This is a genomic window from Brevibacterium sp. Mu109, from assembly GCF_900169375.1.
GTDB classification, from domain to species: Bacteria; Actinomycetota; Actinomycetes; order Actinomycetales; family Brevibacteriaceae; genus Brevibacterium; species Brevibacterium yomogidense_A.
In genome coordinates, this window is the sequence record NZ_FXZF01000015.1 from 1 (window position 1) to 15,545 (window position 15,545).

The following is a 15,545-nucleotide window of genomic DNA, read 5'->3' on the forward strand; positions in this document are numbered from 1 at the left end:
ACCTGGCCACCAACGCAGCGAAATCGCTGATCTACGCCCATCCTGACCATCTGGCGGGAGTCCGGGTCCTCGGGATCGATGAGCACTGCTGGAAGCACGTACGCGGACAGGGCAAAGATTCCTTCGCGACGATCTTCGTGGACCTGACTCCACTCATCGACGGCACCGGCCGGGCGCGTCTGCTCGATGTCAAAGCGGGACGTTCCGCCAGAGTCGTGACCACCTGGCTGCAGGAGCGTTCCCCAGCATTCCGCGACGGGGTCAAGGTCGTCACGATGGACGGGTTCGCCGGCTACCACAGCGCGACTACAGAGTCGTTGCCGGAGTCCGTGCCGGTGATGGATCCCTTCCACGTCGTCCAACTCGCCGGGCAGAAGCTCACCGCCTGCAGACAACGCTTGCAGCAGCAGATCCATGGACATCGCGGCCGGAAGAAAGACCTCCTCTATCAGGGGCGACGGACTCTGCTGACGAGGAGATCTCTGCTGAAGAAGAGGGGCACAGATCGGCTGGAGCGGCTGTGGGCCGAGCACGACGATCACATCGCTTTGGAGGTGACGTATCTGGTCTACCAGGACGTCATCGATGCCTATCAGCATCCCGACCGGAAGACCGGCAGGCGGCTCATGCAGACGGTGATCGACCAATTGCGCAGGGGCCTGCCGCACGGACTTGAAGAGCTTGCTCAACTAGGCAGGACGCTGTGGCGGAAACGGGCGCAGGTGCTGGCGTTCTTCGAACGTGGAGGCGCATCGAACGGTCCGGTCGAGGCGATCAACGGACGCCTCGAGCATCTGCGAGGTATCGGCCTGGGTTTCAGGAACTTCGGGCACTACGTACTACGCTGCCTGCTCCACTCCGGACAGCTATCGAACCGAGTCAACGCACTCTGAAACCGGAAGAGCCGCTAAAACGCGTTACTCCGCGGGTACGATCACGGAAGCCCCGTCATCTTCGATCATTTCCCACTGGGCCTCCGGCTTGAACGTCTCTTCAGCAGAGAAGGAACGTGAGCAGAAATCAAAGTCGATGCGGGACAGTTCGAGAGTGCTGACGTCCTCGTTGCTGCGGAATATTAGCCACTGCAAGTCGTCAGAGCTGTCGGCATCTACTTCAGAAGCTGCAGCGGCAAGCACTGGATGAACATCGCCCTTCGGCTCGGCGTAAGGACAGACGATGAGCAACTCATCCCAAGCCATGTCGCCACCGACACTCGAAGGCAAATTAAACGTTCTACTTTTCGAAGAGATATCCTCAAGCTCGGCCTCGAACGAACTTGCCGTCGAGCACCCTGGCAGCAACAGCACTCCCGCCAACGCTAGAGAAAGCGTTGATACAGCTTGCACCGATCGCACTTTCACGTCAGACATCGAACCACCTTATCAAGCAATCTCGACGCGATCCGAAACCCCTAACATTGTCAGGTGAGCCAATACCGGGCGCTGCTGGATCAACCAAAGCCAGCGATGCACACCACGGGGACTGTGATGCCGGCATCGCTGAGCTGGGCGTGAGGAAGGAACTGGTGACAGGTTCGGTTTAGGCCGCGAGTGTGAGCGGCTCGGCTAGCTTGGCTTCGAACTCGATGGGCGTCAAGCCGCCGAGGGTGTCCTGGGCGCGCTGGCGGTGATACTTCCGCTCGATCCAAACGACGATGGCGAGTCGCAGCTCCTGCCGGGTCGCCCACCGCTGCTGGTTGAGGACGTTCGTTTGCAGCAGTGACCAGAACGACTCCATGGCCGCGTTGTCCCCCGTAGCGCCGACTCTTCCCATCGATCCGACGATGTCGTGGCGGCGCAACTCGCGGGCCATGGCTCGGCTGCGGAACTGGCTGCCCCTGTCGGCGTGCAGGATGCAGCCGGCGACCTCACCGCGGCGCGCGACAGCGTTTCGGACGGCGTCTACGGCGAGTTTCGCGGTCATCCGATCTGAGATCGAGTACCCGACGATTCGGTTGGAGAACACGTCCTTGATCGCGCAGCAGTAGAGCTTGCCTTCGCTCGTCCAGTGCTCCGTGATGTCCGTGAGCCAGAGCCGGTTCGGTGCATCGGCGCGGAACACGCGCTGGACGTGGTCGTCGAACACGGGCGGCCCGGCCTTCTTCCCCTTCCCGCGTCGCCGGCGTTGCGCGGACGAGAGAATCCCCGCCTGCGAGCACAGCTTCCACGCCGTCCGGCGGCTCATCCGCCACCCCGCTCGGCGGGCCTCGTCGGCGAGGTATCGGTAGCCGAACGTCGGGTCCTCGTGGTGCGCGTCGTGCAGCGCGTTGATCCGATATGCGCGGAGCACGTCCGCGTCCCGGACGGGGTCGTTGCGCCACCGGTAGTAGGGCTGGCGGGCGAGCTTGAGAACCCGGCACGACACCGTCACGGGGATCCCCGCGTCGGCGAGCTCAGATACGAGCGGGTACGTCATTTTGGGGAGCCACCAAGCCGCAGGTTCGCCTGCGACAGATACGCTGCCGCCCGCCGGAGAACCTCGTTCTCCTGCTCGAGCAACCGGATCCGCTTCTTCAACTCGCGAGCCTCGGCAGCGTCCGCAGCCGTCTGACCGGGACGGTTGCCGTCCTCGACGTCTGCTTGGCGGAGCCAGTTCTGCAACGTCGCTTCGCTGATACCGAAGTCGACGGCGATCTGCTTGATGGTGACGCCGCTTTCGCGGCTGCGAGCAACCGCAACGACGTCCTCGCGGAACTCTCTGGGATAGGGACCGGGCATGATGACATCCTCCCCGCCAGCGCCTCCCGGCACTAACGATCAGTTGTCACCAGTTCCTTCCTCACGCCCCCACCAGCGGCTCATGGGAGCGAGCTGCTAGCGGGACGAAATCACTCGCACTCTGGCGGAACGAGACCTGCCCCAGTGAACCAAAGCGTTGTTGGATAACCGACTTATGAGTCAGACAGATTTTTGAGTCAGCGCACCTTCCGCGAGATCGCGGGTCGAACAACTTGAACCCGCCGCAGAACTGCCCAGCCGAAGCCACTCGCCAGAGACGCTACCGCAACGCGACAACGAGAATCGGCCTCTGCGAGAGCTCCGCAGAGACCGATCAAAGTCCCAGGTCAGCGGGACAAACGCTTAGCACCTGATGGTAAAGCGGAACCTGTCCATCGAACCCAACCGGAGGCCGAGAAGATAAAATCCCTGGTCAGAGACCCTTATTAGACATTAAATCTAAATTCGACCACGTCGCCGTCCGCCATGACGTAGTCCTTGCCTTCCATGCGGACCTTGCCTGCCGCCTTCGCATCGGCCATCGAACCCAATGAGTCCAGGTCCGCGAAGGACACGACCTCGGCCTTGATGAAGCCCTTCTGGAAGTCCGTATGGATGACACCGGCAGCCTGCGGAGCAGTCCAGCCCTTCCCGATCGTCCACGCGCGGGACTCCTTCGGACCGGCGGTGAGGTACGTCTGCAGTCCCAGCGTGTCGAAGCCCACCCGGGCGAGCTGATCCAGGCCGGCCTCATCCTGGCCGCTCATCTCGAGCATCTCCGCAGCCTCGTCCTCGTCCAGCTCAGCGAGCTCCGCCTCGAACTTCGCGTCGAGGAAGATCGCCTCGATCGGCGCGACGAGCGCACGCAGCTCGTCCTTCTTCGCATCGTCGGCCAGGATGTCGTCATCGACGTTGAAGACGTAGAGGAACGGCTTCGTCGTCATGAGCTGCAGATCTTCCAGCGGCCCGACGTCGAACCCGTCGCCCATCGCCTGGAACAGCGTGCGCCCCTCCTCGAGGATCGCCTGCGCTGCGGTCATCGCTTCGAGGACTGCTGGATCGGTCTTCTTCTGCTTGACCTCCTTCTCGATGCGCGGCTGCGCCTTCTCGAGCGTCTGGAGGTCGGCGAGCACAAGCTCGGTGTTGATCGTGTCGATGTCGTCCGAGGGCGAGATCTTGCCGTCGACGTGCACGACGTCCTCGTCCGAGAACGCACGGATGACCTGGCAGATGGCCTCCGCCTCACGGATGTTCGCGAGGAACTGGTTGCCCAGGCCCTCCCCCTCCGAGGCGCCGCGGACGATGCCGGCGATGTCCACGAAGCTCACGGTCGCCGGGAGGATCTTCTCCGACCCGTAGATCTCCGCGAGCCGACCCAGCCTGGGGTCGGGCAGCGGGACCACGCCCACGTTCGGCTCGATCGTCGCGAACGGGTAGTTCGCGGCGAGAACCTGATTCTTGGTCAGTGCATTGAACATGGTCGACTTGCCGACGTTGGGCAGTCCGACGATTCCGATAGTAAGAGCCACAGGAGGAGAGTCTAGTCGGTCATGTCCGCGGCTCGTGCTTGCATGGTCACCATGGAAGCGATCACCCTCTCCGTGGCTCTCGTGCTCGTCCTCGCCGTCGGCATCGCCATCGGCTGGTGGCTGGGCCGAACGCGTGCGCATGCACAGACCCAGGACCGACTGGTCCGTGCGGAGACGACTGCGCAGATCCTGTCGGAACGGACGGAGGCGCTCGAGGCCGACGCCCAGGTCGCCGGTGAGCTCACCGCCGCGGTCGGCCCCCTCACCTCCGACGTCCGCGCCCTCTCCCAGCACGTGGCAGGACAGGACCGTCAGCAGACGGCACGACTTGCAGGACTCGATGAGCAGCTGCGCCAGCTGGCTGTCCAGAACCAGCAGCTCCAGACCTCCACGCACGGCCTGCTCACAGCACTGTCGGCCGGCGGCAGTCGCGGAGATTGGGGCGAGGTCCAGCTGCGGCGCATCGTGGAGCTCTCGGGGATGACGGAGCACATCGATTTCAACGTGGAGGTCACTGCCACCACCGATGCCGGACGCATCCGTCCGGACATGGTCATCGATCTTCCCGGGGATGCGCACATCGTCATTGACGCGAAGGCACCTCTCAGCGGTCTGGAGACCGACGCGGACGGCACTGCTGTGGCGGGTGCACAAGCCCGTGCCGTCAGGAGGCACGTCACGGCTCTGTCGAAGAAGTCGTACTGGCAGGCATTCACCCCCGCTCCTCGCTTCGTCGTGTGCTTCATCCCCTCCGACGGACTCCTCGCGGCAGCAGGCCAGGAAGATCCTTCACTGATCGACGACGCCCTGTCGGCAGGCGTGGTCCTCGCGTCTCCTTCGACCCTGCTGGGGCTGCTGAAGACCGTCGCGCTCAACTGGCAGCAGGCCGATCTCAGCCGCAGCGCCCACCAGATCCTGGACCTGGGCCGCGATCTCCACAACCGTGTCGTGACGCTCACTGAGCACCTCACGCGGATGGGCTCCAGCCTGGACAGGAGCGTCGAAGACTACAACCGCCTGGTCGGCTCCTTCGAGTCGCGGTTCCTCCCCACTGCACGGAAGCTGTCTGCAACGGGGGTCTCCGACACACCGCTCGCCGACCCTGAAGAACTCTCCACCCGCACGCGCGGACTCACCGCACGGGAGTTCAGCCCGGCCGATGGCGCTCACCCCAAGCCCCACCTGTAAGAGCCTTGCACGTTCGCTGATAGCGTCCTGGGTGGCGCCGGGATGTCTCGTGTTCTCCCACATCAGCCGCCACCCCATGCTTCCGACCTCAGAAGGCAGTCGAACGTGACCACCGATCCGTCCTCCGCCGGCGACTCACAGCATCGCGGCACTCTGCCGCCGCAAGCCCCCGCATACGGCCAGCAGAATCCAGCCCAGCCGCTTCACAGCGAGGCCCAGCACCCACAGCCTGGATACCCGCAGCACCAGCAGCCACAGGCGCCCTACGTCCAGGCACCCGGCTACAACAGCCCGCCCCACTCAGGCCAGGCCCACCCGCAGTCGGGCTATGCCCAGCACCCCGGTTACACCCAGCAGCCCGGCTACTCCCAGCAGTCCGGGTACGGTCAGCAGCCCGGGTACAGCCAGGCACCCCACGGTCATCAGCCGCCGTACGAGCAGGGTCCCGACACCGGGAACTCCGCCGGCACAGCACCGAAGAACGAGTACTTCGATTTCACGGACTACCGCTTCCGCATGCCCACTGCATGGCCGAAGACCGTCGCCGCAGCGAAGCCGTCGTTCCGTCAGGGCTTCGGCAGCATCTTCCAGACGGCACATATGCCGATGGACGCACGGATCGGCTACTGGGTCTGGCTCGTCGGAACCGTCCTGGCGATCGTGATGTGGTTCTTCTCCATCGCGGTCATCGCATTCGGCGTGCTCATCAACCCGTTCACGCTCGTCGCGACCGGCATGGTCGGCATCTTCGGCGGTGTCCGCTGGGGAATGGTCCTGCTCTTCGTCGCGACCATGGTGTTCGTGCTCGTCATGATGGTCGTTCAGCTCTTCATGACGCTCAAGCTCCGAGAAGGCGCGGAATGGGCACGCCTCGCACTCACCGCCATCACGCTTGCGAGCATCGTCTACTCGATCATCCTCACGGCCGCCGGGCTCGAATCCGGGGGCGCGGGCAGCGTCGTGACCAACATCCTGTCGCTCCTCATGGTCGCGTTCTTCTGGTTGCCGAAGGCCAATGAGTGGTTCCTCCGCACGACGGACGGTGACACCCCTCCTGCAGGTCCACGTCGTTCCGCCCGTCACTGAGAACGTCTGTCGGGTCCCCATCCGTCTGTTCTCCAGTTGACGGTTCTCCACCCGATGTGCCGCGGCCCGTGCACTCCCCCACTGGGAGTGCACGGGCCGCGGCGCATTCAGTCCGCTGGATCCGGATCCAGCACCACCGGTGAGTAGTTGTAGAGCCGCAGCTTCACATCCTGCGTGTGCAAATCCACGTCCAGCAGGCTGAGACCTGCAGGATGGCTGTGGACCGCACGCGCAGGATCAAGACCGACCAGCTCCGCGAGCATCGCGCGGACCGGGCCGCCGTGCGTGACGATCACCAGCGCCTCGCCGCCCGCCTCCGCACAGTCTGCTGCCGCCCCGAGCAGCCCCGCCGTCACGCGGCTCGTGAGCTGCTCGAACGATTCCCCGCCCGGTGGTGTGAGCCTGCCGGCGCGCCACGCCGCGTACGCCTCCGGACTGTCGGCACGGATATCAGCCGAGTACCGTCCTTCCCACTCTCCCAGCGACGCCTCGTCCAACCTGCTGTCGCACGCGTCCGGCTCGAGACCCAGTTCCTGCGCAGTCTCCGCGGTCCTCCTCAGACCGGAGACGACGACTCTGTCGGGTGCCACCGCTGCGATCGCAGCCGCCAGACTGCGCGCCTGGCCCCGACCCGCAGCGGACAGGGCGATGTCCTTCTGCCCCTGCAGCCGTCGTTCGCCGTTCCACGCCGTCTCCCCATGACGGATCAACGCCACGCGGATCATCGGCCACTCTCCACATCCGACGGGTCACGGTGCCTGTTGGGGAACCGTTCCCCGTGCTCGTCGAAGCACGCCTCGGGCGCAGCCGGAAGCCGCACCCCCACGGGCCCACCGGTCACTGCACCGCTCGGGGCATCGGCCGTCACATGCACGCGCGTGCCCTCAGCCACATCGATGCCCACGACCCAGCGCTCGGCCATCGGCACCTGATCGACCAGCGTGCCCTCCAGCACCGCGCCGGCCTCTCCCGGTTCCGCGAGCGTCAGAGATCCCGATCGGTAGAGGGCTCGCACAGTACCGCTGACACCCTCCGGCGCCTGTCCGACGTCCACTCCCGCCAGCAGCAGTCGGCCATCCCGCACGACGCCGTCGATCACGTTCGCGGGCGGAGTGCCCATGAACGTCGCGGCGAAGGCCGTCGCCGGCTCCTCGATGAGTTCGCGCGGCGTCCCGAACTGCTCGATCCGGCCGTCGCGCATCAGCGCGATGTGCGTGGCCATCGTCATCGCCTCGACCTGGTCGTGCGTGACGTAGACGCTCGTCGCACCGGTCGCCCGGTGGATGCGCATGAGTTCGCTGCGCGTCTCCACCCGCAGCTTCGCGTCCAGGTTGGACAGCGGCTCGTCGAACAGCAGCATCTCCGGTTCCGGCGCGATCATCCGTGCGATCGCGGTGCGCTGCTGCTGCCCGCCGCTGATCTCCCCGGGGTAGCGAGAGGCGAGCGCCTCGATGCCCAGGAGCTCCAGCACCTGGGCCACTCTCTCGTCCCGGCGCGTGCGCGGCACCTTCGCCACTGTCAGCGGCCACTCCACGTTCTGGGCGACCGTCTTGTGCGGCCACAGCGCGTACGACTGGAACACGAGACCGGCATTGCGCTTGCTCGCCGGCACCGATGCACCGGAACCGCGGGCGATCAGTCTCTCGCCGAACATGATCTCGCCGGCGGACGGGTCCTCGAGGCCGGCGAGCATGCGCAGAGTCGTCGACTTCCCGCATCCGGACGGTCCCAGCAGGACGAGGAAGGATCCGGCGGGCACGTGCAGCGATATGCCGTCGACGGCCGCAGCGCCGCCGAACCGCTTCGTGAGCCCCTCGAGCGTGAGCGATGCTGCGCGTCCACCACCCGCGGCATCGGAAGCGACCCCATCAGGATCCGCTCTGTCGTCGACCGCCGTCGTCGGCGCATCCATCTGCATCGTCGTGCTCCGTTCACTTCTCGGGGTCAGATTGTCGCGGGTCTTGTCGTCGCGGGGCTTGTCGTCGTGCGTCCGGGAAGGGTGCGCCGTCATCCGTCATCGCTCCAGGGCTGTGAGGCCTTCTCGAAGCGTCTGACCAGGAGCGTCGCGCCCACGGAGATCACCGCGATGAGGACGGTGACCGCGTTCGCCAGCTGGGTGAAGTTCTCCGACGAGTACTGGTAGGTCAGCACCGCGAGGACGGGCATGGCCGGTGTCGCCAGCAGCACCACGAGGCTCAGGTCGCGCACCATCTGCACGAACACCAGCACTCCCCCGGTCAGCAGTCCGCGTGCGGTGAGCGGTGCGACGATCGACCGCAGGCGGCGGAACAGGCCGGCCCCCGCCATGACCGCCGAATCCTCGACGTCGCGGGACACCTGGCTCATCGCCGCGGTCCCGGAGCGCACTGCGAAGGGGATCGTCGCCGCGACGCCTGCCAGCACCAGGATCGCGAACGTCCCGTACAGGCTGGGGAACGGTCCCCACGATGCGCCGAACTGTGCGATGAAGGCGGCACCCAGCGCGATGCCCGGGATGAGGAACGGCACGAAGCTCACGACGCTCAGCGTCCCGGTGAGCCAGCGTGGGCCCGACGATCGTGTGAGGACGTAGGCGATGAGCAGCCCCAGGATGCCGGCGCACACCGCGACGGCGACTCCCAGCAGCACGGTGTTCCACGCCGCATCGAGGATCTGCGGGTTGCGCAGGACACCCCGCTGCCCCTGGGCGAGCGCGGGATCCGACTCGCCCAGCCAGTAGTGGAGGGTCAGGCCGGACGCGAAGTCATTCGTCCGCCGGGTGAGCGACGAGGCGACGAGCACCAGTCCCGGAAGCACCGTCGTGCAGGCCGCGATGGCCCACGCGATCGCAGCCACCGGCCACGCCCACGGGCCCATCCGCGTGGTCCGGCGGCGACCGCCCTTGCCGCTGATCGTCTCGAACCGACTGCCGCGACCGGTCACCCGCGTCGAGGCGTACATGACCATCGCCGCGACGACGATGAGGACGATCGACAGGACGTATCCGCGTGACGTGTCACCCGTCGTGATCGAGCCGTAGAGCCGCGTGGACAGGGTGTGGAACCGCACCGGCAGTCCCAGGAGGGCGGGGGTGACGAAGTTCGAGACTCCTTCTGCGAACGCCAGCAGTGCACCGGAGATGATCGCCGGTGTGACGACCGGCAGCGCGATGTCCTTCGCGACGGCGAACCGTGACGCTCCCGTCATCTCCGCCGCTTCGAGGATGTCCCCGTTCACACTGGCCAGCGATGCGGCGATGAGCATGAAGGACAGCGAGAAGTAGTGCGCGGTCAGCGTGAGCGCCACCGGCACCGGCCCCCACGCCAGCCAGTCGGGCACCGCGAGGCCCCACGCCGCGAGCACGCCCACGGACCCACCGACGAGGTCGTTGCGGAAGACCGACTCCCACGCGAGCGCCAGCGCGAAGCTCGGCAGCGCGAACGGGATCGTCGCGAGCACACCCAGGATCTTCCGACCGGGCAGGTCGGTCATCACGACGACCCAGGCGAGGAAGCCGCCTACGATCGTCGACAGCAGCGCCGTCGCCACCCCCATCAGCAGGGAGTTGCCCAGCGGGCGCCAGAGCAGGTTCTCGGAGATCCGGCTGGCGAAGACGTCTCCCCAGGCGTCTCTGCCGTCGGCCGCGAACGTCGTGTTGAGCAGTCCGACCAGGGGTGCGATGACCAGTACGGCGAGGACCGCCAGCGTCCCCCACGCGAGGACGACGGTGGGACCGGGCATCGCGAGGGGCCGGCGCCTCGGCGGTCGTGCACCGGTCGGGGACGACGGCGTCGTCCGCGTGCGGGCCGGTGCGGGAGGTGCGTGCGTCATGCGCCGCCTTCCGACGTCGGGCCCGCCGCCGAGGTGCCGGTCATCCGTGCGGTGACCGGCACCTCGGCGGCGGGGCGGGGATCAGGACAGGGACAGGAGGAAGTCGGACACCTCACCGCGGGACTCCGCGGTGGCGGCCGGGTCGATGTCCCAGGCGCCCAGCTCCTCGAGGGGAGCGGCATCCTCCGGCGCGTCCACGTCCGTGCGGACCGGGTAGTCGCCGGGGACGTAGAACGGCTCGTACCCGGCACCGCCGGTGGCCGAGTCGTCCCCCATGAGGAAGTCGGCGACGAGGCGGGCACCCGCGGGGTTCGCCGAATCCTGGACCATGCCGATGGAGGCGGGGAAGGTGATGCCCAGAGCCGGTTCGGTGTCCAGGGAGGCCTGGAGCGCCCAGCCCTCCTCCTCGTTGTCACGGCGGTCCGAGTAGGACGTGATGCCCACCGGAGGATCATCCTGGTCCGTGGCGCCGACGGCCGCATTCACGTTGTCCGTATCGTCGACCAGCACCAGGCCGTTCGCGTAGAGGCGCTTGAGGAACTCCTCGCCGGCGTTCTGGGTGCCGTCGAGCTCGATGGCCTCGCCCGTGTGGGATTCGTAGGCCTCCGCCATCGCATCGGACTGGAGGACGATCTCCGTCATGAGGTCGAGGTAGTCGCCGCGGACGTTCGGATCGACCATGACGACCTTCCCGTTCCACTCCTCCTCCGTGAGCTCCCAGAGGTTCTCGATCGGGCTGCCGTCGGGGTGGGCCTCCTCGTTGTACATGAGGATCTTCGTCGACAGGCGATTGGCCAGCAGCGGCTCCTGGTACTCCTGCGGCACGGTGTCCGCGACGCGCTCGGGCACGTAGCCGGTGAGGATCCCCGTCTCCACGAGCTCGGAGAGGACGACCGGGGCGTCGGAGATGTAGGCGACATCGGCAGAGGGAGCGCCCGCCTCCGCCTCGGAGGACAGACGGGTGATCTGCTCGGTCGACGAGATGTCGTGGCCGATGAGGTCGATGCCGGGGTACTCCGCTTCGAACGCCTCCTCGACCGCGGCGATGCGTGAGGTGAACGAGTAGACGGTCACCTCGCCCTCCTCCTCGGCAGCGGCGACGAGCTCGTCATGGCTGAACGAGTCGTATTCGTGGGCGGCAGAGGCATCGGAGGCCGAGGCCGGCTCCGTCTCCGGCGATCCGCCACCGCAGGCGGCGAGGCCGAGGGTCAGGGGAACGGCGACGGCAAGGGCGAGGCGACGCTTGAGCATGAGGACTCCTTCAGGGATCCGTGGGAGGCACGAGTGTGGGTGTCACGAGACGAGGACGTGGCGGTGAGTGGGCAGGGTCGACGAAGGTCAGTGGGTGCGGAAGGTGGTGAGACCCGGGCTCGGGGACCTCGGGCGCGGTGTCCGGGCGGAGCCCGGTGGTGTCACTCGAACGTGCGCAGCAGCGAATCGAGCCTGTCGAGAGCAGGCAGGGTCCGGTCGGGATGTCTGTGGGCGAGCGTGAGGACGAGTGCGTTCGCCACTGCCATGGGAACGGTCAGGGAGGAGAATCCGTCGCGGTCGCTGCGACGCGCGGCCACGAGCACATCCGGAGCGGGATCGAGGGTGTGGAGGGTGTCGGTCACGAGCACGGATCGTGCGCCGACTGCCGCGGCGTGCGCGAGCAGCCGTGTCAGCAGCCTCGGCGGTCGGCGGAAGGCGAACGCCAGGACCAGATCATGTTCGGTGAGTGCTGTGAGACGCTCTGCGAGCTCGCGCCCATCCCCGTCCAGCACGACGACGCGGGTGCCGAAGCGCCGGAGTCTGCGTTCGACCAGCTCCGTGAGGACGTTCGCGTTGCCGCGGGCGAACACGTGCACGGTGTCCGCCGCGGCGATGGCGTCGGCGATCTGGTCCAGATGTGCCTGGTCGACGCATTCCGCGACGGCGGCCAATGATTCGACCTCCGCGCGCAGGAACGTGTCGAGCACCGTGCCCGTGTGATGCTCCGCCAGTTCTGCGCGCATACGGTCGCCGGCCCCGCGCAGCGGCTTCTGAGCTTCGCGCCGCTCCTGCCGCAGCTCCTCCCGCAGGTGCGGGTAGCCCTCGAAGCCCAGCTTCTGGGCCAGGCGCGTCGCCGCGGCGGGGTGGGAGCCGGCATGACCCGCCAAGTCGTCCCCGCTCCAGTGCACGGCGTCCTCAGGCGAGGACAGGAGGACGTCGACGAGTGCCCGGTCGGTCCTGGTGAGGCGACCGCGCTGTGTCTCGATGCGCTCGTGGAGGGTCATGCCCTGAACACTAACGGCAACGGCTCTTGCAGGACAGCGGATTCCTGCAAGAGCCGTTGCCGTTCATGGACTCTTCATCTCATGCGCCGCTGAGCCTCCCGGGGTTCACCCGGGTTCACCGGGTGTTCGCCGTCAGTCGGCAGTCGCGCTGCCCAGCACCTCGCCGTCCTCGTCGAGCGCTTCGACGACGACGCTGTCCGCGTCCTCGGGCAGCGGGATCGGCGTCTCGAAGCCCGCACGCTCCGCCGTCGCGAGCTCGGTGCGCGCACCAGCGTCGGGGCCGCCGAGCACGCGCCACTGCGCGACCTCCGTCGCGCCGTTCCACGAGGCGTAGACGGTGGTCTGGTCGTCCTCGGTCTTCTTGTCCGCCGCGGGCGGCTCGGTCGGTGTCGCCTCCCACTCGGAGAGGTACGCGCGGTAGTTCGAGTCCGCACCCACCGTCCCGTCGCGCAGGACCTCACCGTCGGCGAAGTACTCCGTGAACGACGGCAAGGCTCCCCAGCCGATCACGACGCGTCCGTCCTCGAGCTCCTGGTAGCTGCCCTGGTTCGCGGCGATGCGGGGAACGGGAGGCAGGAACTCCTGGACGAGCTCCGCTGTCATCTCGTCGGTGTCCACGTCGATCTTCATGCCGCGGGACGAATCGCCCAGCGTGGGCGACGACTGATTGTCGAACAGCGTGATCGTGCCGTCGGGCGAGCGCTCGACATCGTGCTGCCACGCGAAGTACAGGTCGTCGTCGGCTTCGAAGTCCGACGACTTCCCGCCCAGCGTCCAGTTCACGCCACCCGACTCGCGGTCGACGTTGTAGAAGGCATGGGTGTTGCGCGCGTCCACCAGCAGCGAACCGTCGTCGTCGACAGAGACGGAGTTGCCGTGGAAGTAGTCGTAGGGCTTGTCCTCGGTCCCCGCGTCATCCTCGAACTCACGCTCGGAGTCCGTGACCGGGATGTGGTCGAGCGAGCTCCAGTCGAGCAGGACCTCGCCCGTCTCGATATCGACCTCCTGGACGACCCCGTCCCAGACCCAGCCGTCGGACTCCCCACCGATCTCCGTGAGGTCCGCCTGCTTCGGGACGTAGGCCATCAGCAGCATCGTGCCCTCGTCGGTGATCGTCGTCTCGTGGAGGTCGACCATCCGGTGCGGCAGATCATTGCCCATGCCGACCCGCGCGATCTCCTCGTAGGAGTCGTCGACGACGACGACCTCGCCCTCGGCCAGGGGCGTGTCGACGATGCCCTCCCACCAGGTGAGGACCTTCTCGCCCTCGTACTCCTGGACGCGCATGTCCCAGCCGGCCGTGGGCTCCGAGGAGCCGTCGGACTCCTCGTCCTCCTGGATCCACACCGGCTCCCCGTCCTCGTCGACGATCAGCTTCCCGGACCACAGACCGGTCTCCTGCGACTTCGGCCCGACGAAGAAGTACTCGTCGGACCGATCATCGTCGGTGCTGTCCAGATCGATCGGTGGAGCTGTGAGGTCCGTGCTCTCGTATTCGGTGAGCTCGACCTCGTCGGCGTCATCACCGCCACCGTTCGAGCATCCCGCCACCCCGACCAGCACTGCGGCAGACAGAACCGCCGCCCCTCTGCGCACCCTGCGGTTCGCCGACATCGAATCATCCTTGTCGCTTCGTGTTTAAGCGGTCTCGTCCGCGACGAACCGCCCTGTGACAGCACCACACTAAGCGAATGATCAGGATCTGCGCGGCCGCCTCGCGGCGAGCAGGGGGCAGCAGGGGCCGGCAGAGGCGAACCGCGCTCAGCGCAGTTCGTGGTTCCGGTCCGCGCCGTTCTTCTTGTTCGAGGTCTCGAGGCCCGCCGCCTTGAGGTCCTTCCGCAGTTCGCGGGGCAGGGAGAAGATCACGTCCTCGTCCGCCGTGCGCACCTCTTCGACGTCGCCGTAGCCGTAGTCGGCAAGCAGTCGCAGCAGATCGTGGACCAGCAGGTCCGGGACGCTCGCACCGCTCGTCACGCCGATCGTCGAGACGCCGTGGAACCACTCCTCATCGACCTCGCGGGCGAAGTCGATCCGATGGGCGTCCTTCGCGCCGTGCTCCAGCGCCACCTCGACCAGGCGCACCGAGTTCGACGAGTTCGACGACCCCACGACCAGCACGAGGTCTGCGCCCGGAGCGATCTTCTTGACCGCGACCTGGCGGTTCTGGGTGGCATAGCAGATGTCGTCGCTCGGCGGAGCCTCGAGGTGGGGGAACCGCTGCTTGAGGATGTCGACCGTCTCCATCGTCTCGTCGACGCTCAGAGTCGTCTGCGAGAGCCACACGAGCTTGTCCGTCTCCGGCAGCTCGACGGTGCGGGCCTCCTCCGGATTCTGGATGAGGGTGATCGAGTCCGGCGCCTCGCCCATCGTCCCCTCGACCTCTTCGTGGCCCTCGTGGCCGACGAGGACGATCGAGTAGCCCTGCTTCTCGAACCGCACCGCTTCACGGTGCACCTTCGTCACGAGCGGGCACGTCGCGTCGATCGTGTCGAGGCTGCGCGCTGCGGCCTCCTCGTGGACCGCCGGCGACACCCCGTGGGCGGAGAAGACCACGCGGGCGCCTTCCGGCACTTCGTGCGTGTCGTCGACGAAGATCGCACCGCGCTCGGAGAGCGTGTCGACCACGTGGCGGTTGTGGACGATCTCCTTGCGGACGTAGATGGGCGCGCCGTAGTGCTCCAGCGCGCGTTCGACGGCGATGACCGCGCGGTCCACCCCTGCGCAGTATCCGCGCGGGGCGGCGAGGAGGACGTTCTTCTCACCGCTCTCCGGCTGACGGATCTCCGAGGGGTCCTTGCGGCGGCGCGGCATCGCGGGGACGGGCACAGTCACAGTCGCAGTCATGCGGATGATTCTACGCGGCACTCCTCAGAAGGGGCTGGGCACCGGGGAGTCGTCCGTCACCCCACCGACCCGTGTCCGTCGCCTCGTCTAGGATCGGGGACACCCCGCACACGATG

At 66.9% G+C, this 15,545-nt stretch carries 12 protein-coding genes and 1 pseudogene; 3 read left to right on the plus strand and 10 right to left on the minus strand.

Annotation, left to right across the window (positions count from 1 at the left end; all coding sequences use genetic code 11):
* Positions 1-893, plus strand: an 893-nt coding sequence (locus BSP109_RS10215) for an ISL3 family transposase (protein ID WP_180959695.1), incomplete at its 5' end; no start/stop codon positions are given.
* Positions 894-917: 24 nt separating this feature from the next.
* On the opposite strand, the gene BSP109_RS16935 is transcribed toward BSP109_RS10215, so the two are convergent.
* From BSP109_RS16935 to ychF, 3 genes and pseudogenes are all read right to left on the minus strand, one after another.
* The gene (locus BSP109_RS16935) at positions 918-1,370 is read right to left on the minus strand and encodes a hypothetical protein (protein WP_096146704.1); all 453 of its coding nucleotides are present in this window, start codon (positions 1,368-1,370) and stop codon (positions 918-920) included.
* Between the two features lie 169 nt (positions 1,371-1,539).
* Positions 1,540-2,717: pseudogene (locus BSP109_RS10225) on the minus strand (IS3 family transposase).
* 446 nt (positions 2,718-3,163) lie between these two features.
* Positions 3,164-4,246 carry a redox-regulated ATPase YchF gene (gene ychF / locus BSP109_RS10230; protein WP_101600432.1) on the minus strand — a complete coding sequence of 361 codons (1,083 nt, stop codon included), beginning with the start codon at positions 4,244-4,246 and terminating at the stop codon, positions 3,164-3,166.
* A 51-nt stretch (positions 4,247-4,297) separates the two neighbouring features.
* Here ychF and BSP109_RS10235 point away from each other — a divergent pair, with 51 nt between their 5' ends.
* On the plus strand, positions 4,298-5,434 hold the full coding sequence (locus tag BSP109_RS10235; protein WP_101600519.1) for a DNA recombination protein RmuC: 1,137 nt from the start codon (positions 4,298-4,300) through the stop codon (positions 5,432-5,434).
* Positions 5,435-5,539: 105 nt separating this feature from the next.
* Complete coding sequence (locus tag BSP109_RS17500; RefSeq protein ID WP_219618526.1) at positions 5,540-6,520, plus strand: hypothetical protein; 981 nt, start codon at positions 5,540-5,542, stop codon at positions 6,518-6,520.
* Positions 6,521-6,627: 107 nt separating this feature from the next.
* On the opposite strand, the gene BSP109_RS10245 is transcribed toward BSP109_RS17500, so the two are convergent.
* The 7 genes from BSP109_RS10245 to BSP109_RS10275 all read right to left on the minus strand — a co-directional run bounded on the left by BSP109_RS10245 (position 6,628) and on the right by BSP109_RS10275 (position 15,429).
* Positions 6,628-7,245 (minus strand): histidine phosphatase family protein, encoded by a 618-nt coding sequence (locus BSP109_RS10245; protein ID WP_101600434.1) that lies wholly within the window; start codon positions 7,243-7,245, stop codon positions 6,628-6,630.
* Positions 7,242-8,531, minus strand: coding sequence for an ABC transporter ATP-binding protein (locus BSP109_RS10250; protein WP_257944651.1), 1,290 nt, complete (start codon positions 8,529-8,531; stop codon positions 7,242-7,244). Before BSP109_RS10250 ends, BSP109_RS10245 begins: the two co-directional genes overlap by 4 nt.
* A complete protein-coding gene (locus BSP109_RS10255; protein WP_101600436.1) occupies positions 8,528-10,330 on the minus strand; it encodes an iron ABC transporter permease in 1,803 nt (600 codons plus the stop codon). Before BSP109_RS10255 ends, BSP109_RS10250 begins: the two co-directional genes overlap by 4 nt.
* Before the next feature lie 81 nt (positions 10,331-10,411).
* Positions 10,412-11,581 carry an ABC transporter substrate-binding protein gene (locus tag BSP109_RS10260; protein ID WP_101600438.1) on the minus strand — a complete coding sequence of 390 codons (1,170 nt, stop codon included), beginning with the start codon at positions 11,579-11,581 and terminating at the stop codon, positions 10,412-10,414.
* 161 nt (positions 11,582-11,742) lie between these two features.
* The gene (locus BSP109_RS10265; protein ID WP_101600440.1) at positions 11,743-12,585 is read right to left on the minus strand and encodes a MurR/RpiR family transcriptional regulator; all 843 of its coding nucleotides are present in this window, start codon (positions 12,583-12,585) and stop codon (positions 11,743-11,745) included.
* A 132-nt stretch (positions 12,586-12,717) separates the two neighbouring features.
* Complete coding sequence (locus BSP109_RS10270) at positions 12,718-14,199, minus strand: arylsulfotransferase family protein (protein WP_101600441.1); 1,482 nt, start codon at positions 14,197-14,199, stop codon at positions 12,718-12,720.
* A 147-nt stretch (positions 14,200-14,346) separates the two neighbouring features.
* On the minus strand, positions 14,347-15,429 hold the full coding sequence (locus tag BSP109_RS10275) for a 4-hydroxy-3-methylbut-2-enyl diphosphate reductase (protein WP_101600443.1): 1,083 nt from the start codon (positions 15,427-15,429) through the stop codon (positions 14,347-14,349).
* Positions 15,430-15,545: the final 116 nt, after the last annotated feature.